General features: G+C 70.0%; 20 protein-coding genes. 18 read left to right on the top strand and 2 right to left on the bottom strand.

The features are described from left to right. Nucleotides 1–11 precede the first annotated feature (11 nt). From ASF52_RS05190 to ASF52_RS05120, 15 genes are all read left to right on the top strand, one after another. A complete protein-coding gene (locus ASF52_RS05190) occupies nt 12–881 on the top strand; it encodes a polyprenyl synthetase family protein (RefSeq protein WP_056168751.1) in 870 nt (289 codons plus the stop codon). 51 nt (nt 882–932) lie between these two features. Beyond that, entirely contained in the window at nt 933–2099 is a 1167-nt protein-coding gene (locus ASF52_RS05185; RefSeq protein WP_056168825.1) for a methyltransferase, read from the top strand. Nucleotides 2100–2184: 85 nt separating this feature from the next. Next, on the top strand, nt 2185–3117 hold the full coding sequence (gene bchC / locus ASF52_RS05180; protein ID WP_056168747.1) for a chlorophyll synthesis pathway protein BchC: 933 nt from the start codon (nt 2185–2187) through the stop codon (nt 3115–3117). After that, nucleotides 3114–4115: a chlorophyllide a reductase iron protein subunit X gene (locus ASF52_RS05175; protein WP_056168743.1), complete on the top strand. Its 1002-nt coding sequence runs from the start codon at nt 3114–3116 to the stop codon at nt 4113–4115. Before bchC ends, ASF52_RS05175 begins: the two co-directional genes overlap by 4 nt. A 5-nt stretch (nt 4116–4120) precedes the next feature. Beyond that, nucleotides 4121–5695: a chlorophyllide a reductase subunit Y gene (gene bchY, locus ASF52_RS05170; protein ID WP_056168740.1), complete on the top strand. Its 1575-nt coding sequence runs from the start codon at nt 4121–4123 to the stop codon at nt 5693–5695. After that, on the top strand, nt 5695–7161 hold the full coding sequence (gene bchZ, locus ASF52_RS05165) for a chlorophyllide a reductase subunit Z (RefSeq protein WP_056168737.1): 1467 nt from the start codon (nt 5695–5697) through the stop codon (nt 7159–7161). Before bchY ends, bchZ begins: the two co-directional genes overlap by 1 nt. A gap of 104 nt (nt 7162–7265) precedes the next feature. Next, nucleotides 7266–7481 carry a hypothetical protein gene (locus ASF52_RS05160; RefSeq protein ID WP_056168735.1) on the top strand — a complete coding sequence of 72 codons (216 nt, stop codon included), beginning with the start codon at nt 7266–7268 and terminating at the stop codon, nt 7479–7481. Nucleotides 7482–7623: 142 nt separating this feature from the next. Further along, complete coding sequence (gene pufB / locus ASF52_RS05155) at nt 7624–7845, top strand: light-harvesting antenna LH1, beta subunit (protein ID WP_056096638.1); 222 nt, start codon at nt 7624–7626, stop codon at nt 7843–7845. Between the two features lie 12 nt (nt 7846–7857). Further along, nucleotides 7858–8046, top strand: a complete 189-nt coding sequence (gene pufA, locus ASF52_RS05150; protein WP_056168732.1) for a light-harvesting antenna LH1, alpha subunit — start codon at nt 7858–7860, stop codon at nt 8044–8046. Nucleotides 8047–8158: 112 nt separating this feature from the next. Next, nucleotides 8159–8983 carry a photosynthetic reaction center subunit L gene (pufL, locus tag ASF52_RS05145; RefSeq protein ID WP_056168729.1) on the top strand — a complete coding sequence of 275 codons (825 nt, stop codon included), beginning with the start codon at nt 8159–8161 and terminating at the stop codon, nt 8981–8983. Nucleotides 8984–8999: 16 nt separating this feature from the next. Beyond that, the gene (pufM, locus tag ASF52_RS05140; RefSeq protein WP_056168726.1) at nt 9000–9977 is read left to right on the top strand and encodes a photosynthetic reaction center subunit M; all 978 of its coding nucleotides are present in this window, start codon (nt 9000–9002) and stop codon (nt 9975–9977) included. Beyond that, on the top strand, nt 9974–11107 hold the full coding sequence (pufC, locus tag ASF52_RS05135) for a photosynthetic reaction center cytochrome PufC (RefSeq protein ID WP_056168723.1): 1134 nt from the start codon (nt 9974–9976) through the stop codon (nt 11105–11107). Before pufM ends, pufC begins: the two co-directional genes overlap by 4 nt. A gap of 416 nt (nt 11108–11523) precedes the next feature. Next, on the top strand, nt 11524–11649 hold the full coding sequence (gene ykgO, locus ASF52_RS05130) for a type B 50S ribosomal protein L36 (protein ID WP_055886195.1): 126 nt from the start codon (nt 11524–11526) through the stop codon (nt 11647–11649). Between the two features lie 150 nt (nt 11650–11799). Continuing rightward, entirely contained in the window at nt 11800–12369 is a 570-nt protein-coding gene (locus tag ASF52_RS05125; RefSeq protein WP_244473696.1) for a tetratricopeptide repeat protein, read from the top strand. 6 nt (nt 12370–12375) lie between these two features. Then, the gene (locus ASF52_RS05120) at nt 12376–13371 is read left to right on the top strand and encodes an alpha/beta fold hydrolase (protein ID WP_056168717.1); all 996 of its coding nucleotides are present in this window, start codon (nt 12376–12378) and stop codon (nt 13369–13371) included. Between the two features lie 87 nt (nt 13372–13458). Here ASF52_RS05120 and pyk read toward each other — a convergent pair whose 3' ends face one another. Beyond that, on the bottom strand, nt 13459–14895 hold the full coding sequence (pyk, locus tag ASF52_RS05115) for a pyruvate kinase (RefSeq protein ID WP_056168714.1): 1437 nt from the start codon (nt 14893–14895) through the stop codon (nt 13459–13461). Between the two features lie 562 nt (nt 14896–15457). On the opposite strand from pyk, the gene ASF52_RS05110 reads away from it, so the two are divergent. From ASF52_RS05110 to ASF52_RS05100, 3 genes are all read left to right on the top strand, one after another. After that, nucleotides 15458–16942, top strand: coding sequence for a methyl-accepting chemotaxis protein (locus ASF52_RS05110; RefSeq protein WP_056168712.1), 1485 nt, complete (start codon nt 15458–15460; stop codon nt 16940–16942). Nucleotides 16943–17018: 76 nt separating this feature from the next. Next, on the top strand, nt 17019–17384 hold the full coding sequence (locus ASF52_RS05105) for a hypothetical protein (RefSeq protein ID WP_056168710.1): 366 nt from the start codon (nt 17019–17021) through the stop codon (nt 17382–17384). A 118-nt stretch (nt 17385–17502) separates the two neighbouring features. Then, nucleotides 17503–18492, top strand: a complete 990-nt coding sequence (locus ASF52_RS05100) for an Ldh family oxidoreductase (RefSeq protein WP_056168708.1) — start codon at nt 17503–17505, stop codon at nt 18490–18492. 7 nt (nt 18493–18499) lie between these two features. Here ASF52_RS05100 and ASF52_RS05095 read toward each other — a convergent pair whose 3' ends face one another. After that, nucleotides 18500–18886, bottom strand: coding sequence for a DUF1036 domain-containing protein (locus tag ASF52_RS05095; RefSeq protein ID WP_082515202.1), 387 nt, complete (start codon nt 18884–18886; stop codon nt 18500–18502). Nucleotides 18887–18986: the final 100 nt, after the last annotated feature.

The raw sequence follows: 18986 nt of genomic DNA, 5'->3' as shown, positions 1-18986 counted from the left end.
AGAGACGTCAGATGGATGCCAACCGTCGCATCGAGCGCACCCTCGACACCGCCGTGGCCCACGCGGAAGCACCCGGTGCCCCGCCGCGCCTCGCCGAGGCGATCCGCTACGCCGTGTTCCCGGGCGGTCACCGTATCCGGCCGCGCCTGTGCCTGTCCGTGGCGCGGGCCTGCGGCGACGACGACCCGGCGGCCTCGGACGCGGCGGCCGCCGCCATCGAGCTGCTGCACTGCGCCTCCCTCGTCCACGACGATCTGCCGTGCTTCGACGACGCCCCCCTGCGCCGGGGCCAGCCCTCCGTCCACGCCGCCTTCGGCGAGCCCCTGGCGGTGCTGACCGGGGACGCCCTCATCGTCTCGGCCTTCGAAACCCTGGCGCGGGGGGCGACGCGCTCGCCGCACCGCCTCGCCGCCCTCGTCGGCCTCGTCGCCCGCGCGGTGGGCTCGCCCAACGGCATCGTGGCGGGCCAGGCCTGGGAATCGGAGCCCACCGTGGCGCTCACCGAGTACCAGCAGGCCAAGACCGGCGCCCTGTTCGCCGCCGCCACCGTGACGGGGGCGGCGGCCGCCGGTGCGCCGGCCCTGCCGTGGCGCCTGCTGGGGGAATGCCTCGGCGAGGCCTATCAGGTCGCCGACGACCTGCGCGACGTCGCCTGCCGCCAGGAGGAGGTCGGCAAGCCCGTGGGCCGCGACGCGACCCTGGGCCGGCCCAACGCCGCCGCCCTGCTGGGCATGGGCGGCGCCCTCGCCCGCCTCAAGCGCCTCGCCCGCGAGGCCGTCGAGGTGATCCCGGCCTGCCCGGGTGCCGATGCCCTCCGGGCCGAGATCGAAGCGCAGACCCGGCTGTTCCTGCCGGCCCATCTCGTGCGGGAACTGGCCTGACGGCGGGCGGCCACCATGGCCACCCCACCGGTGACGGCGTCGGCGGCGGGCATGGACAAGCTCCCCGGCGGTAGCGCGCCGCCGAAAGACTCTTGGCGCGCGCGGTGGCGCGCCTTCCGCACCCGCACGATCGCCAAGCCGGGCTTCCAGCGCTGGGCCGCCGGCTTTCCCCTCACGCGCAACATCGCCCGGGCGAACACGAAGGCCCTGTTCGATCTCTGCGCCGGCTTCGTCTACGCGCAGACCCTGTTCGCCTGCGTGCGCCTCGACCTGTTCCGCATCCTGTTCGACGGCCCCCTGGCGCCGGACGTCGTGGCGGCGCGCGTCGGCCTCACACCGGACCGGGCCGAACGCCTCCTCAAGGCCGCGGCCGCCCTCGATCTCCTCGCCCGCCTGCCCGACGGCCGCTTCGCCCTCGCCGACCTCGGCGCGGCGCTCATCGGAAACCCCTCGGTTGCGGCGATGATCGAGCATCACGCGCTTCTCTACGCGGACCTCGCCGACCCCGTCGCCCTCCTGCGCGGGGAAGCCGGCCCCACCCACCTGTCGCGCTACTGGGCCTATGCGGACGCCGCCCGCGGCGATCCCGCGAGCGCTGAATCGGTCGCGGCCTACAGCACCCTGATGGGCGCGTCCCAGTCCCTGATCGCGCAAGACATCGTCGAGGCCTATCCACTCCGTGACCATCGCCGCATCCTTGATGTCGGCGGTGGCGAGGGCGCTTTCCTGCGGGAGGCCGCCCGCCACGCCCCCGGCCTCGGCCTGATGCTGTTCGACCTGCCGGCCGTGGCAGCCCGGGCGGAGAAGGCCTTCGCCGAAGCGGGCCTGAGCGCGCGCGCAAAAACCTTCGGGGGCGCCTTCCCGGACGATCCCCTGCCGAGCGGGGCCGATCTCGTCTCGCTGGTACGGGTGGTCCACGACCACGACGACGGCAAGGTCCGCGCCCTCCTGCGTGCGGCTCACGCGGCTTTGCCCCCGGGTGGCACGCTTCTCATCGCCGAACCCATGGCGGGCACGCCCGGAGCCGAGGCGATGGCCGACGCCTATTTCGGCTTCTACCTCCTCGCCATGGGCACCGGCCGCTGCCGCACGGCCGCCGAGCTGACGCAGCTGCTCGCCGAGGCCGGTTTCGGCGGGGTCCGCGAGGTCCCGACCCGCCGCCCCCTCCTGACCCGACTGCTCGTGTCCAACCGATTAGACAGCACCAATCGTAAGTAATGCTTGACGAATAAAAGTGTCTATCTAGGATGACACATACGGGCCGCACGTCGATGGCCCCACGGACAAGGGGAGGGCCAGAACCATGCAAGCGCGTGCCATCGTCCTCCACGAACCGGAACGGATCGCCCTCGACACCCTCACGCTCGATACCCCCGGCCCGGCCGACGCCTTGGTCGCGGTCGCCTGGAGCGGCATCAGCACCGGCACGGAGCGCCTGCTCTGGTCCGGCCGGATGCCGGCGTTTCCCGGGATGGGCTACCCCCTGGTGCCCGGCTACGAATCCGTCGGCACCGTGATCGAAGCCGGCGCGGAATCCGGCGTCGCGGTCGGGCAGACCGTGTTCGTACCGGGGGCCCGCTGTTTCGGCCCGGTGCGCGGCCTGTTCGGTGGCGCCGCCTCCCATCTCGTCAGCGCCGGCGCACGCCTCGTCCCCCTCGACCCGTCCTTGGGCGAGCGCGGCATCCTCTTCGCCCTGGCGGCCACCGCCCAGCACGCTCTGGGCGCGGTCCCGGCCGGTCCTTCGCTGATCGTCGGGCACGGCGTGCTCGGGCGCCTGCTGGCCCGCCTCACCGTGGCCGCCGGCGGCACGCCGGTGGTGTGGGAGACCAATCCCATCCGCGCCGAGGGGGCCGACGGCTACGCCGTGCTCCACCCCGATGCCGACGCCCGGCGCGACTACGCCACGATCACGGATGCCAGCGGCGATGCCGGCCTCCTCGACACCCTGATCGAACGCCTGGGGGCCGGCGGCGAGATCGTGCTGGCGGGGTTCTACGAGGCGCCGCTCGCCTTCACCTTCCCACCCGCCTTCCTGCGCGAGGCCCGCATCCGGGTCGCGGCGCAGTGGAAGCCGGAGGATCTCGCCACCGTCACGGCGCTGGTCGCGTCGGGGCACCTGTCGCTCGACGGTCTCGTCACCCATCGCCAGCCGGCCGCCAACGCGGCGCAAGCCTACCGCACGGCCTTCGGCGAGCCCGCCTGCCTCAAGATGATCCTCGATTGGAGTGCCGCATGAACATGCAGCTGAACGGCGCCGCCCTGAAGGCATCGGAAGCGCTTCGCGCCGAGGCCGGCATCGAGCCCGATCCCGTGCCGGTGAAGGCCACCAAGGAGACGCAGATCATCGCTATCTACGGCAAGGGCGGCATCGGCAAGTCGTTCACCCTGGCCAACCTCAGCTACATGATGGCCCAGCAGGGCAAGAAGGTCCTGCTCATCGGCTGCGACCCCAAGAGCGACACCACCTCGCTGCTGTTCGGCGGCCGCGCCTGCCCGACCATCATCGAGACGTCCACCAAGAAGAAACTCGCGGGCGAACAGGTCGCCATCGGCGACGTCTGCTTCAAGCGCGACGGCGTCTACGCCATGGAGCTCGGCGGGCCGGAGGTCGGGCGCGGCTGCGGCGGGCGCGGCATCATCCACGGCTTCGAACTCCTGGAGAAGCTCGGCTTCCACGAATGGGGCTTCGACTACGTGCTCCTCGACTTCCTCGGCGACGTGGTCTGCGGCGGCTTCGGCCTGCCCATCGCCCGCGACATGTGCCAGAAGGTCATCGTCGTCGGCTCCAACGACTTGCAGTCGCTCTACGTCGCCAACAACGTCTGCTCGGCGGTGGAATACTTCCGCAAGCTCGGCGGCAACGTCGGCGTCGGCGGCCTCGTCATCAACAAGGACGACGGCACCGGCGAGGCCCAGGCCTTCGCCGCCGCCGTCGGCATCCCGGTCCTGGCCTCGATCCCGGCCGACGACGACATCCGCAAGAAGAGTGCGAATTACGAGATCATCGGCCGGCCCGAGAGCCCGTGGGGCTCGCTGTTCGCCGATCTCGCGCAGAACGTCCACGACGCGGCGCCCAACCACCCGACGCCGCTCTCCCAGGACGGGCTGCTCGGCCTGTTCAAGGGCGAGGCGGTCGGCAGGGGCGTGACGCTCGTACCCGCCACCTTCGAGGACATGTGCGGCACGGCCCACGTGGTGAAGCCGTCCCTCGAAGTCGTCTACGACGAGGTCTGACGCGCATGGCCGTCACCCTCGACATCGCCGATCTGCGCGCCCGTAAGGAGCGCCCCGCTTCGAGCCTCGCGGCCCCGGCCGTCCCGGCCGAGGTGGTACTCGCCGCCACGAAGGGCGACGGCCTCGGCTGCCATTCGGGCAAGGCGACGATGCGGGCGGCGGCCGAGGCCGCCGGGATGTCCGACACGCTGGAGCAACTCCGAAAGGATTATCCGCAGGGGCCGCACGACCAGCCCCAGAGCATGTGCCCGGCCTTCGGGAGCTTGCGCGTCGGCCTGCGCATGCGGCGCACGGCGACGATCCTCTCGGGCTCGGCCTGCTGCGTCTACGGGCTGACCTTCACGTCGCATTTCTACGGGGCGAAGCGGAGCGTGGGCTACGTGCCGTTCAACTCCGAGACCCTGGTCACCGGCAAGCTGTTCGAGGACATCCGCGAGGCGGTGTTCGACGTGGCCAAACCCGCCGATTACGACGCCGTGGTGGTGATCAACCTGTGCGTGCCGACCGCCTCGGGCGTGCCCCTGCGGCTGCTGCCGAAGCAGATCGACGGCGTCCGCATCATCGGCATCGACGTTCCGGGCTTCGGGGTGCCGACCCATGCCGAGGCCAAGGACGTTCTGGCCGGCGCCATGCTGAAATTCGCCCGCACCGAAGCCGAGCAGGGTCCGGTCCAGGCCCCGCGGGCGGGGCGGGCCGAGCGCCCGACCGTGGCGCTGCTCGGCGAGATGTTCCCCGCCGACCCGGTGGTGATCGGCGCTCTCCTCGAACCCCTGGGCCTCGCCGCCGGCCCCGTCGTGCCGACACGGGAATGGCGCGAACTCTACGCGGCGCTGGATTGCACGGCGGTGGCGGCGACCCACCCGTTCTATACCGCCTCCATCCGCGAGTTCCAGACCGCGGGCCGCCCCATCGTCGGCTCCGCTCCCGTGGGCCATGACGGCACCGCCGACTGGCTCGACCGGATCGGCGAGGCCTGCGCGGTGCCCCGTGCCACCGTGGACGCCGCCAAGAACCGGTTCCTGCCGATGATCAGGGGGGCGCTCGCCGCCAACCCGATCAAGGGCCGGATCACGCTCTCAGGGTACGAGGGCTCCGAACTCCTCGTCGGGCGCCTGCTCGTCGAGAGCGGCGCGGACCTGCGCTATGTGGGCACCGCCTGCCCGCGCACCCCCTATTCGGAAGCCGATCAGGCCTGGCTCGAGGCCCGCGGCGTCACAGTGCGCTACCGGGCGTCCCTCGAGCACGACCTCGCCGCCATGATGGATTTTCGGCCCGATCTCGCCATCGGGACCACGCCGGTGGTGCAGAAGGCGAAGGCGCACGGCATTCCCGCCCTCTACTTCACCAACCTCATCTCGGCCCGCCCGCTGATGGGCGTCGCGGGTGCCGGGTCGCTGGCGAAGGTGATCAACGCGGCCATCGGCAACCAGCACCGCTTCGACACCATGCGGGACTTCTTCGCCGGCGTCGGCGAGGGCCACAGTGCCGGCATCTGGGAGGACGTGCCCAAGCTCCGCCAGAACGTCGCCTCCGCGACGCGGGGTAAGGGCGCGCACGATCCGATCGGGGAGATGGCCTGATGCTCGTCCTCGATCACGACCGGGCCGGCGGCTACTGGGGTGCCGTCTACGTCTTCACCGCCATCAAGGGCCTGCAGGTCGTCATCGACGGACCCGTGGGCTGCGAGAATCTCCCCGTCACCTCGGTGCTGCACTACACCGACGCCCTGCCGCCGCACGAGTTGCCCATCGTGGTCACGGGGCTCGCCGAGGAGGAGCTCGGCCGCCACGGCACCGAAGCCGCGATGAAGCGGGCGCACGCCACCCTCGATCCGGGCCAGCCCAGCGTGGTCGTCACCGGTTCCATCGCCGAGATGATCGGCGGCGGCGTCACCCCGGAGGGCACCAACCTCCAGCGCTTCCTGCCGCGCACCATCGACGAGGACCAGTGGCAGACCGCCGACCGGGCCATGTCCTGGCTCTGGCAGGAATACGGCGCACGGAAATTCGCCAAGAAGGGCATCCCGGTCCGGCCCGAGCGCAAGGCCGGCGAGCGCCCCCGCGTCAACCTCATCGGTCCGGCCTACGGCACCTTCAACATGCCCTCGGATCTCGCCGAGATCCGCCGGCTCGTCGAGGGCATCGGCGCCGAGGTGAACCTGGCGTTTCCCCTCGGCTCGCACCTCGCCGACGTTCCGAAGCTCGTCAACGCGGATGCCAACATCTGCCTCTACCGCGAGTTCGGGCGCCTGCTCTGCGAGGCCCTGGAGCGGCCCTACCTCCAGGCCCCCATCGGAATCCACTCGACCACCCAGTTCCTGCGCTCGCTCGGCGAGATCCTCGGCCTCGACCCCGAGCCGTTCATCGAGCGGGAGAAGCACACCACCATCAAGCCGGTCTGGGACCTGTGGCGCTCGGTGACCCAGGACTTCTTCGGCACGGCGAGCTTCGGCATCGTGGCGTCCGACACCTACGCGCGGGGCGTCCGGCACTTCCTCGAAGACGAGATGGGCCTGCCCTGCCACTTCGCTGTGTCCCGCAAGGCCGGCGCCAAGACCGACAACGCCACGATCCGCGACCTCATCGCGAAAAATCCGCCCCTGGTGCTGTTCGGGTCGTTCAACGAGCGGATGTACGCGGCGGAAGCCGGCGCCCGGGCGATCTTCGTCCCGGCCTCGTTTCCCGGCGCCATCATCCGGCGCCACACCGGCACGCCGTTCATGGGGTTCTCGGGCGCGACCTACCTCGTGCAGGAGGTCTGCAACGCCCTGTTCGACATGCTCTTCCACATCCTGCCGCTCGCCCGCGACATGGATGCCGTCGAGGCGACGCCGGCGCGGTTCCACCGCGAGCTGCCGTGGGACGAGGCGGCCCGCGCCGACCTCGACGCCCTCGTCGAATCCCATCCCGTCCTGGTGCGGATCTCGGCGGCGAAACGCTTGCGCGACGCCGCCGAGCGGGCCGCGCGCCGCGAGGATGCGCCCCGCGTCACCCCCGATCACGTGGCGCGCGCGCGCGCCGACACCGCCCTCGGAGCGGCCGCATGAGCGCGCGCACCCCATCCCTTTCCGGCTGGAGCGGCGCGGCGCTGTCCGGCCGGCCCCTGCCGAGCCTAAGCGCCGCAACGATCCGCCCACAGGAGACGTGCCCCATGCAACGCTCGCTGAACCCGGTCTCCCGCCTGCATCAGGACGCGGTCCAGTTCCGCCTCATCCTGGCGGCGACCTACCCGTTCTTCCTCGCCGCCGCCTGCGCCCAGCGCCTGATGCCGACGCATCCGGTCGGGATCGTGCCGCAGCGGCGCTCGGTCTTCGCCGAGGCGCGCAGCATGGCCGTCTCGGCCATCCCCTTCGTGTTCATGGGATGATTTGCCTCTCCGGGCGCGGCCCCTCGAGCCCACCCGCCACCGACCTCCCATCCGCACTGGAGGGAAGGACCGCCGGAGTCCGTCGAGGCCCCGGTGACAGCCGCCGCGCTCCCGCGCGGCCAGACCCACGGAGGTTCAACCGATGGCCAACGGCATAGTCGAGAAACCCAGCAGCCTGTCCGGGCTGACGGAACCCGAAGCCAAGGAGTTCCACGCGATCTTCCTGACGAGCTTCATCATCTTCACGGCCATCGCCGTGGTCGCCCACATCCTCGTGTGGATGTGGCGCCCGTGGCTGCCGGGACCCAAGGGCTACGCGGCCCTGGAGACGGCGGCCCAGACCGTCGCCTCGCTCATCTCCTGAGGAGGACGCACCATGCACAAGGTCTGGCTTCTGTTCGATCCGCGCCGCACCCTGGTGGCGCTGTTCACCTTCCTGTTCATCCTGGCCCTGCTGATCCACTTCATTCTACTCAGCACCGACCGGTTCAACTGGCTGGAAGGCCCCAAGGCCCCGCGCGCCGCCGATGCGCAGAGCCTCGTCCTGCCGACGATGCCCGCCTGACGGGCACACCCGAGCCAAGGTCAGCGGGCGGGTGGCCGATCCCCGGCCCCCGCCCGCACCACCCATAAGAACCCGACACGAACCGTGACGCTGGCGCCGGGAGGGTTTCGCGATGGCGATGCTGAGTTTTGAACGAAAATATCGCGTCCGCGGCGGCACGCTGGTGGGCGGAGACCTGTTCGATTTCTGGGTGGGGCCGTTCTACGTCGGCTTCTTCGGCGTGACGACGCTGTTCTTCTCCGTGCTCGGCACGGCGCTGATCATCTACGGCGCCGCCCTCGGTCCGACCTGGAACATCTGGCAGATCAACATCGCGCCGCCGGACCTGAAATACGGCCTGGCGCTCGCCCCCCTCAAGGAGGGCGGCCTCTGGCAGATCATCACCTTCTGCGCCGTCGGGGCGTTCTCGTCCTGGGCGCTGCGCGAAGTCGAGATCTGCCGCAAGCTCGGCATCGGCTACCACGTGCCCTTCGCCTTCTCGGTGGCGATCCTGGCCTACGTGTCCCTGGTGGTGGTCCGTCCGTTCCTCATGGGCGCCTGGGGCCACGGCTTCCCCTACGGCATCCTCTCCCACCTCGATTGGGTGTCGAACACCGGCTACCAGTATCTGCACTTCCACTACAATCCGGCGCACATGCTCGCGGTGTCGTTCTTCTTCACGACGACGCTAGCGCTCTCGCTCCACGGCGCGCTGATCCTGTCCTCGACCAATCCGGGCAAGGGCGAAGTGGTGAAGACGCCCGAGCACGAGGACACCTTCTTCCGCGACACCATCGGGTATTCCATCGGAACGCTCGGCATCCACCGCCTCGGCCTGTTCCTCGCCCTGTCGGCGGGCTTCTGGAGCGCCGTCTGCATCGTCATCAGCGGCCCGTTCTGGACCCGTGGCTGGCCGGAATGGTGGGGCTGGTGGCTCAATCTCCCGGTCTGGCGCTGAGAGGGGGGACCGAACAATGGCCTACTATCAGAACATCTTCACGGAAGTGCAGGTCCGACCCGTCATTCCGGAACTCGGAATCCCCGTCGATTCCGACAAGCGCTGGGGCAAGCCGTTCAACTCCTACCTGTTCGGTCTCATCGGCAATTCGCAGGTCGGCCCGATCTACATCGGGTACCTCGGCGCCCTGTCCTTCGCCTGCGGGCTCATCGCCTTCGAGATCATCGGCCTCAACATGTGGGCGAGCGTGAACTGGGACCCGGTCCAGTTCGTGCGCCAGCTGCCCTGGCTCGCCCTGGAGCCGCCGCGCCCGCAATACGGCCTCAAGGTCCTGCCTCCGCTGGCCGAGGGCGGCTGGTGGCTCATCGCCGGCTTCTTCCTCACGGCCTCGGTGCTGCTGTGGTGGCTGCGCCTGTTCCGCCGGGCCAAGGCCCTGGGCCTCGGCTACCACGTGCCCTGGGCGTTCGCCTCCGCCATCTGGCTGTTTCTCGTGCTGGGCTTCATCCGCCCGGTGATGATGGGTTCGTGGAGCGAGGCGGTGCCGTTCGGCATCTTCCCGCACCTCGATTGGACCGCCGCCTTCTCGCTCCGCTACGGCAACTTGTTCTACAACCCGTTCCACATGCTCTCGATCGTGTTCCTGTACGGATCGACGCTGCTGTTCGCCATGCATGGCGGCACCATCCTGGCGGTCAGCCGCTTCGGCGGCGAGCGTGAGATCGACCAGATCGTCGATCGCGGCACGGCGACGGAACGCGCCGCCCTGTTCTGGCGCTGGACCATGGGCTTCAACGCCACCATGGAATCCGTGCACCGCTGGGCCTGGTGGTTCGCCGTGCTCACCACGCTGACGGGCGGCATCGGCATCCTGCTCACCGGCACCGTGGTCGACAACTGGTACCTCTGGGCGGTCAAGCACGGCGTCGCCCCGGCCTACCCGCAGGTCTATGCGCCCATCGTCGATCCCCTGAGCCAGCCCGGAGGGACCCCATGAAGACCTTCTTCGTCGTCCTCGGGGCCTCCATCGCCTTCTTCCTCACGGTGGCGATGTTCGGAACCTCCGGCTGGGAGCGGCCGCCGCTCACCACCACCCAGAACGGCTTTCGCGGCACGGGCATGGACCAGGTCCATACCCGCGCGGAGGTCGCCGAGAAGAAGGACGCCAACGTGGCGCCCGCGCCGGCCGATCCGGCGGAGGAGGGGGGCGAGCTCGCCGGCCAGACCTACGAGAACGTCAAGGTTCTCAGCGGCCTCACGACCAACGAATTCAACCGCCTCATGGTCTCGATGACGGAGTGGGTCTCGCCCGAACAGGGCTGCACCTACTGCCACAACACCGAGAACATGGCCGACGACAGCCTCTATCAGAAGCGCGTCGCCCGCCGGATGCTGCAGATGACCCAGCACATCAACAGCGACTGGAAGGCGAACCACGTCGGGGGGGCCGGCGTCACCTGCTACACCTGCCACCGCGGCCAGCCCGTGCCGGCCAACATCTGGTTCACCAACCCCGGCCCGAACCGTCCGGGCGGGTTCGTCTCCCGCAACAACGGGCAGAACATGGCCGCCCCCTCCGTCGGCCTCGCCTCGCTGCCCTACGACACCCTGACCGAGTATCTCGCCGACAAGTCCATCGACAACAACGCCATCCGGGTGAACGCCACCACGGCACTGCCGACCACCAAGGGCAAGCCGATCCAGGATGCGGAGAAGACCTACGGCCTGATGATCCACATGTCGGAAGGGCTCGGGGTCAACTGCACCTTCTGCCACAACACCCGGGCCATCTCGAACTGGCAGCAGAGCACGCCCCAGCGCACCACCGCCTGGCACGGCATCCGCATGGTGCGGGACCTCAACGGAAACTTCATGGAGCCCCTAACCTCGACCTTCCCGAGGAACCGCCTCGGGGTGCTCGGCGACGTGCCCAAGGTGAATTGCACCACCTGCCACAACGGCCAGAGCAAGCCGCTCAACGGCGCCCACGTGGTCGACGCCTATCCGGAACTGACCAAGGTGACCGTGGCCGATGTGGTCAAGACGCCGGCCCCCGACGCCCCCCCGGCGGAAACGCCGGCCGTGCCCGCGACGCCGCCCACGGCCCCGGCCGCGCCCCAACCCTGAGACGAGAGCGGGGCCGCCGCCCCGCTGTCCGTACCGAGCCACGGCCGCCGGCACCCGCCCGGCGGCCGTTCCGTTTCAAGGGCGGCGGCCCAAGCAGGCTCGCGTTGGCACGCCAACGCTTCACTCTGCTTGGGTCCTTGGTCTGTCGCAGGTCTTCGACGCAAAACCGGAGACCACTTTTGCGAAACCTGCTTGGCGATCCGTGCTATGGACCACGGTCGCCCGCTGCGGCCACCAACCACCACGCGGTGGGATTCGCGTCGCGTACGCCTTGCCTTGGCGTCACGAATCCTGATAAGGCAACCGCCTTTCCGCGATGCGTCCACACACATCGCCGAGGCCGCCGTTCGGGGTGCCTCGTTCCCGAGACCCTATGGACAGGCGGCGGACTTAGATGTCCGGCCGACGTGAGACCGATGAAGATTCGCAACTCCCTCAAGTCCCTCCGTGGCCGTCACCGCGACAACCAGATCGTGCGTCGCAAGGGCCGCGTCTACATCATCAACAAGACCCAGAAGCGCTTCAAGGCGCGCCAGGGCTGAGGCCCGTTCGCCCGCTCCTCTCGGGGCGCGGCAAGCCGGCGGGTTGACGGCATCGGGCGGGGCGAGGAAGCTCACCTCATGCCGTGCCAGATTCCACCCCAGATCCAGCCTCGGACGTCTCTCAAAGCCGCGCTCGTCGCGGCTTTTTGCGTGGGCTTTGTCCCCGTCGCCCACGCGCTGCCGCCTTCCAAGGCAACCGACAGCAAAGCGACCGAGAAGCCGGTCGACAAGCCCCGGACCGCCGTCAGCCTCGACGACCTCTATGCCCGCCTCAAGGCGGCGGAGGACGATGCCGAGGCCAAGGGCGTGGCCCGCCTCATCGAGCAGCGCCTCGGGCGCTCGGGCAGCGCCACGGCCGACCTTCTGACGGAGCGCGCCCGCCAGGCCATGAGCGCCCAGGATTTTCCCCTAGCCGTCGAGCTGCTCGACCGGGCCACCGCCCTGGAGCCGGGCTGGTCCGAGGGCTGGAACCGCCGGGCCACGGTGTTCTGGCTGCTCAAGGACCAGGACGGTGCCATCACCGACCTCAAGCGCACCCTGGTGATCGAGCCCCGGCACTACGAGGCCTGGGCGGCTCTGGGGCGGATCTACCTCTCCATGGACGAGAAGGTCCGGGCGCTGGAAGCCTTCCGCCGGGCCGCCGCCCTGTATCCGCGCATGGACAAGCTGCAGGGCGCCATCGACCGCCTCGCCCCCGACGTCGACGGGCGGGACCTGTAAGACTCCATGCTGCTTCTGAAGGTCTTCGCGGGGCTGCTCGGCCTCGTCGCGATGGTCTTGGGTGCCGGTGCCCTGGCGACCCTCGTCATCACCTGGCGGGTCGAGGCACGGCACCCGCCGCAGGGGCCTTTCGTGCCGGTACCGGGCGGGCGCCTCGCCAGCATCGAAGCAGGCCCGAACCCGTCGACGCGCGGAACCGTAGTCCTTCTGCACGGTGCTTCCGCCAACGCCTCCGACCCCATGGAGGGCATCGGCCGGCGCCTCGCGGCGGACGGGTTTCGGGTGATCGCCTTCGACCGGCCGGGCTCGGGCTGGAGCGACCGGCTGGGGGGCGCCGACATGGCCGAACCGGCCGCGCAGGCGCACGCCATCGCGGCGGCCCTGGCCCGTCTCGGGATCGGCCCGGCCATCGTGCTCGGCCATTCCTGGTCGGGGGCGCTGGCCACGGCACTCGCCCTCGACCACCCCGAGCGGGTGGCGGGCCTCGTCCTCGCGGCACCCGTGGCGATGCCGTATCCGCGCATGGGAACGGTGCCGTGGTATTACCGCCTCGCCCTGTGGCCACCGGTGACCTGGCTCCTCGGCCATACCGTGGCGACGCCCGTGGCGTTGTATTACCTGCCGCGCGCCGGTGGGGCGGTGTTCCGCCCCCAGGAGGCGCCTCCGGGTTATCTCGACCGCAGCCGTGCGACACTCGTCGTGCGGCCCGGATCGATCGTGGCCAACCTCCAGGACCTCGCCGGCCTGCCGGCAGCCCTGGAGGCCCAGGCACCGCGCTACGCCGGCCTCACCGTCCCGACGCTGGTGATCTCGGGCGACGCCGATGCGGCCGTACCCGTGAACAGGCAGGCGGTGCCCCTCGCGGCCGCGATCCGAGACGCCCGCCTCGTGCTCCTGCCCGGCATCGGCCACATGCTCCAGTACGTCGCCGTGGACGCCCTGGTGCATGAGGTGGAGCGCTTTGCCGACGGAATCACCGCGCGCGAGCCGGTCGCGCCGTAGGCCTCCGGACCGGACGCCGACGCGGGCCGCCCGTCCACCGGACCCCACGGATCCCAACCACAGGCTGGAAATCCGTGGGAGCGGGCGTCACGCCTTGGCGGCGTGCTCGCGGGTGACGAAGGCGATGCGCACGAGGTTCGTGGCGCCCGGTGTCCCGAACGGCACGCCGGCCACCACGATCACCCGGTCGCCGATATCGGCGAAGCGCTCGCGCACGGCGAACTTCGCCGCCCGGAACGCCATGTCGTCGACGTCGCTGGCATCGTTGGTGACGATGGGGTGCGTGCCCCAGCACAGGGCCAGGCGCCGCGCCGTCTCGCGCTTCGGGGTCAGCGCGATGATCGTGGCGTTGGGCCGCGAACGGGCGAGCCGCAGGGCCGTGGAGCCCGAATGGGTCCAGGCCATGATCGCCGTGAGGTTCAGGGCGTCCACCATCTGGTGGGCGGCCGCCGCGATGGCATCGGAGGCGGTGGCGTCGGGCTCGGAGCGCTGGGCCGTCAGGATGGTCCAGTACAGGGCATCGCGCTCCACCTGCTCGGCGATGCGGCTCATCATGGTGATGGCCTCGATGGGGAAGGCACCCGACGCGCTCTCGGCCGAGAGCATCACGGCATCCGCCCCCTCGTAGACGGCGGTGGCGACGTCCGAGACCTCGGCGCGGGTCGGCACCGGGGCGGTGATCATCGATTCGAGCATCTGGGTCGCCACCACGACGGGCTTGCCCATGCGGCGCGAAGAGCGGGTGATGCGCTTCTGCACGCCCGGCACCTGCTCCAGGGGCATCTCGACGCCGAGATCGCCGCGCGCCACCATGATGCCGTCGGAGATCTCGATGATCTCGTCGAGGCGGGTCAGGGCCTGCGGCTTCTCGATCTTGGCCATGACCAGGGCGCGGCCGGCCGCGACCTTCTTCACCTCGGCGACATCCTCGGGCCGCTGCACGAAGGAGACGGCGATCCAGTCGGCGCCGGCGTTGAGGCCGGCTTCGAGGTCGCCCCGGTCCTTCTCCGTCATGGCGGCGACGGGGATCACCGTGTCAGGGAGCGAGACGCCCTTGCGGTTGGAGATGCGGCCGCCGATGACCACCCGGGTCACCGCGCGCCCCTCGGACACCTCCGTCACGACGAGGCGCAGCTTGCCGTCGTCGACGATGACGACGTGGCCGGGCTCGAGGGCCGAGAGGATCTCGGGATGGGGCAGGAACACGCGGGTGACGTCGCCCGGCGTCGGGTCGCTGTCGAGGACGAACGACGCACCGTTCTCCAGCATCGCGGCACCCTCGGCGAAGGCGGCGACCCGGAGCTTCGGCCCCTGGAGATCGACCAGCACGGCGATGGGCCGGCGCAGCTCGCGCTCGATGGTGCGGATCACCTCGATCTTCTCGGGCAGCTTTTCGCGGGGAAGGTGGCTCATGTTGAGCCGGAAGACGTCGGCGCCGGCGCGAAACAGCTTCTCGATCATCTCCGGCGTGTCGGAGGCCGGGCCCAACGTGGCGATGATCTTCGTGCGGCGTGAACGTTTCAAAGCAGTCTCCTCCGAGAGCGGCCCCGCCGGTTTCGAACGACCGGGCGTTGAGCGAACGGCCACAAGCACCCATGGGGCCAGCGCGTCAAGAACACGGTGTGCAGACGACGTTCCGTCCGCGGCGGTGCGATGCGGCCAAGACATGGGCCCGAGCACGGACCCGCGCGCGGGTGAACGACTCGGCGCCCGTTCCAAAGCGGGGGAATCCTCGGTGATGCAGGACGCAACGAGATGGCGTCTCGCCCTCGACCCGGTCCCTCTCCAGGCTTTCGCCTTCGCGGTACCCATGAGCCGGCGCGGGCCGCCCGCAATGCCTTTGCGCGGGCGTCCTCCACCTCCAGCGTCCCGTTTCCACCGCAAGGGCACGCAGCGGAACAGACTTCTGATGAGAATCATTCGCATTCAGGTTGTTATTTTCGCGAAACTTCAGTGAGTCTTAACCGGAATGCCGCGATTGTGATCACCGGTCGGACAAGCAACCGTGAGTACGTTCATTGTCTTCGCTATCGAACGCCGCGGGCATGCATCGAAAACAAGTATAGCTCTGAAGGCAGGACGACGCATGATCTTCGAGAAGTTTCACCGCGGCAGGTCCGAGACGTCCGCGAAGATGTCGGCCCTCGATCGATCCCAGGGCATCATTGAGTTCGCCCTCGACGGAACCGTGCTGCGCGCCAACGAGAACTTTCTCGCCGTCGTCGGCTATCGCCTGGACGAGATCGTGGGCAAGCCGCACAGCCTCTTCGTCGAACCCGCCATGCGGGAGAGCCCGGCCTACGCGGACTTCTGGGCGGCCCTTCGGAGCGGCACGTTCCAGGCGGCGCAGTTCAAGCGCATCGGCAAGGACGGCCGCGAGATCTGGATCGAGGCTTCCTACAATCCCGTCTTCGACCGGAGCGGCAAGCCCTACGGGATCGTCAAGTTCGCGACCGACATCACGCGCCAGAAAGCCCAGGACGCGGATCGCCAGGGTCAGATCGATGCGATCCACAAGTCCCAGGCCGTCATCGCCTTCGGTCTCGACGGCACCATCCTCGACGCCAACGCGAACTTCCTCGCCGTCGTCGGCTACACGCTGCCCGAGCTCGTCGGACAGCATCACCGCCTCCTCGTCGAACCGGCTCTGCGCGACACGCCCGCCTACGCCGCGTTCTGGAGCGCGTTGCGGCAAGGCGCGTACCAGAAGGGTCAGTTCAAGCGCATCGGCAAGGGCGGTCGCGGGATCTGGATCGAGGCTTCCTACAACCCGATCCTCGATGCCGCCGGCCGGCCCTACAAGGTGGTGAAGTTCGCAACCGACGTCACCGCGCAGGTGGCCCTGCTGGGTGATCTGAATCGTCTCATCGATCGGAATTTCGGGGAGATCGAGGGCGCCGTCCTGCGCTCGTCGGAAGCCTCGAACGCCGCGACCCGGTCGGCGGGCAGCACCGCCCACAACGTGCAGACCATGGCGGCCGCCGCCGAGGAACTCGCCGCCTCCGTGAACGAGATCGCCCACGGCATGTCGAAGGCCCGTACGGCGACGGATGCCGCGCACGGGCAGGTGGAGGCGGCCGGCGCGGTCACCCGCAAGCTCACGGGTACCGCCACCGCCATGACGGGCATCGTGGCGCTGATCCAGAACATCGCGAGCCAGATCAACCTGCTCGCCCTCAACGCGACCATCGAGGCCGCAAGGGCCGGGGAGGCGGGCCGGGGCTTCGCCGTCGTCGCCCAGGAGGTGAAGAACCTCGCCGCCCAGGCGGCCCACGCCACGAACCAGATCGCGAGCGAGATCGACAGCGTCCAGAACGCGTCCGAACAGGTCGCGGGCTCCCTCGATACGATCCAGGCCTCCGTCGGGACCATGCGCGACTACGTGGTCAGCACGGCCGCCGCCATCGAGGAACAGAGCGTGGTGACGCGCGAGATGTCGTCGAGCATGCAGGAGGCGGCCGAGGCCGTGCAGGCCATCGCCCAGAACGCCCTCGCGATCACCGGATCCATCGACGCGGTCTCCCGGGCCGTCGACACGACGAAAGATGCGGCCCGCGTCCTGGCGCGCTGACGACGGTCGACCATCGATCTCGTGGCCTTGCCCGACGGGCGAGCGGCCGCGTCTGTAGGACGGGGATCCCTGCCTCATGGAGCCGGCGAACGATGCGATCCACAAACTCTCGGACGTGGCGCGGATCCGGCAGAGTCTCCGGGCGAGCGTTGCGAAACTCATGGATGCCGCCGAGCACCTGGCGCAGCAGATCGCGGCACTGGATGCGGCGGAGCGGCAGGTGAGGGCCCTGGCCCTGCGCGAGACGAGCCGGGTGCTCGATGGACATCCCGACCCGGACGAGCGCGGCCGCCTCGGTACGCTTCAGGGGGAAACGAACGCGAACTTCCGGCAGATGCGGGCGGCCTATGCCGAACTGAGTTCCCGGATCGACGCCCTGCTGGGGCAGCACCAGGAACTCTACGACGCCACCTTCACCCCGGACACGACCGACCGATCCTGACGACACCCGTCCCTGCGGTGGACGTCGTGTCCCGGACACGTCAAACCGACCCGGGGGACCGCGGATCGAACCCGGTCCGGTTCCGGTTCGATCGACGCGACGGGATGAGCCTCAGACAATGCCGACCCTGACCCTGGCCGCCGCCCACGACCTCGCCGTGCGCACGCTCCTGCGCTGTGGTGCCGGCCACGACCAGGCCGAGAGCACCGCCGTCGCCCTGGTCGGCGCCGAGGCCGACGGCCTCGCGACCCATGGGCTCATGCGCCTGCTGGCCTACGGGGCGCAGGTTCGCGCCGGCAAGGTCGTGGGCGATGCGACCCTGGCCGTGACGCGGCCCCGGCCCGGGCTGCTCGCCATCGACGCCGGCCACGGCTTCGCCTATCCGGCCCTCGACCGGGCGGTCGCCGAACTCCCGGAGATCGCCCGGAGCCAGGGCGTGGCGGCCGCGGCCATCCGGCGCTCGCACCATTGCGGTGCCGCCGGGCGGCCGGCCGAAGCCCTGGCGGCGCAGGGGCTGGTGGCTCTGCTGTTCGCCAATGCGCCGGCCGCCATGGCGCCCTGGGGTGGCAACCGGGCGGTGTTCGGCACCAACCCCATCGCCTTCGCCTGCCCGTTGCCGGGGCGGCCCCCCATCGTGGTCGATCTTTCGCTCTCGAAGGTGGCGCGGGGCAACATCATCGCCGCCAAGCAGCGTGGAGAGACGATCCCCGAGGGCTGGGCGGTGGATGCGGACGGCCACCCCACCACCGACGCGGCGGCGGCTCTCGCCGGCACCATGATCCCGCTGGGCGACGCCAAGGGCACGGCTCTGGCCCTCATGGTCGAGCTGCTCGCGGCCGGCCTCGTCGGCGCACGCTTTGCCGGCGAGGCGACCTCGTTCCTCGACGCCGTGGGCGGCCCGCCCGGCACCGGCCAGCTCATTCTCGTCCTCGACGCCACCGCCTTCGCGGCGGATGCGTGCGAGCGCTTCGCCGTGCTGGCGGGAATGATCGAGGATCAGGACGGTGCCCGGCTGCCCGGCACCAAACGGCTCGCCGCCCGCGCCCGCGCGGCGCAGGCGGGCATCAGCCTCTCCGACGCGCTGCTCGCCGAGATCGAAGCGCTCTGAGGCCCGCTCAGGGCGCGGGATTCGCCGGCTGGTTCGGATCGGTGAGCTGGATCGTCCAGCTCTTCTGTTCACCGGTGTCGACCTCGTAGAAGCCGTTGCGATCGTAGCCGCGCGCCAGGCAGTCCTCGACGCCCCGGATGGTGAATTCGCGGTCCCGGGTGCACATGAGCGAACGCCCGCTCCACTCGCCGCCCCGCGTGTAGTCCACGGCGTAGACGTAGTAGAACCGGGCCGCCAGGGTCCCCTTGAGCAGGGTCTCGCAGCCCTTGGGCGCCACGTCCCACCACCCCTCCGTCACCCAGCCCTGCGTGTCGCGGTAGCCCAGCGCGATGCCGACCTTGCTGGTCGTGAGGTTGCACATGCGCAGGTCGGCCCGGGCGGGGGCGGCGGTCATGAGGAGAGCGGCGAGCACGCCCGCCCGGACGCTCCACCCCTTGCGGGAAGGAAGGGTCGGGCGACGGCGTCGGCCCATCCCCTGTCGACCCATGCCCTGT

The organism is Methylobacterium sp. Leaf112 (assembly GCF_001423295.1).
Classification (GTDB): domain Bacteria; phylum Pseudomonadota; class Alphaproteobacteria; order Rhizobiales; family Beijerinckiaceae; genus Methylobacterium.
This window is presented reverse-complemented; position numbering and strand designations above follow the sequence as displayed.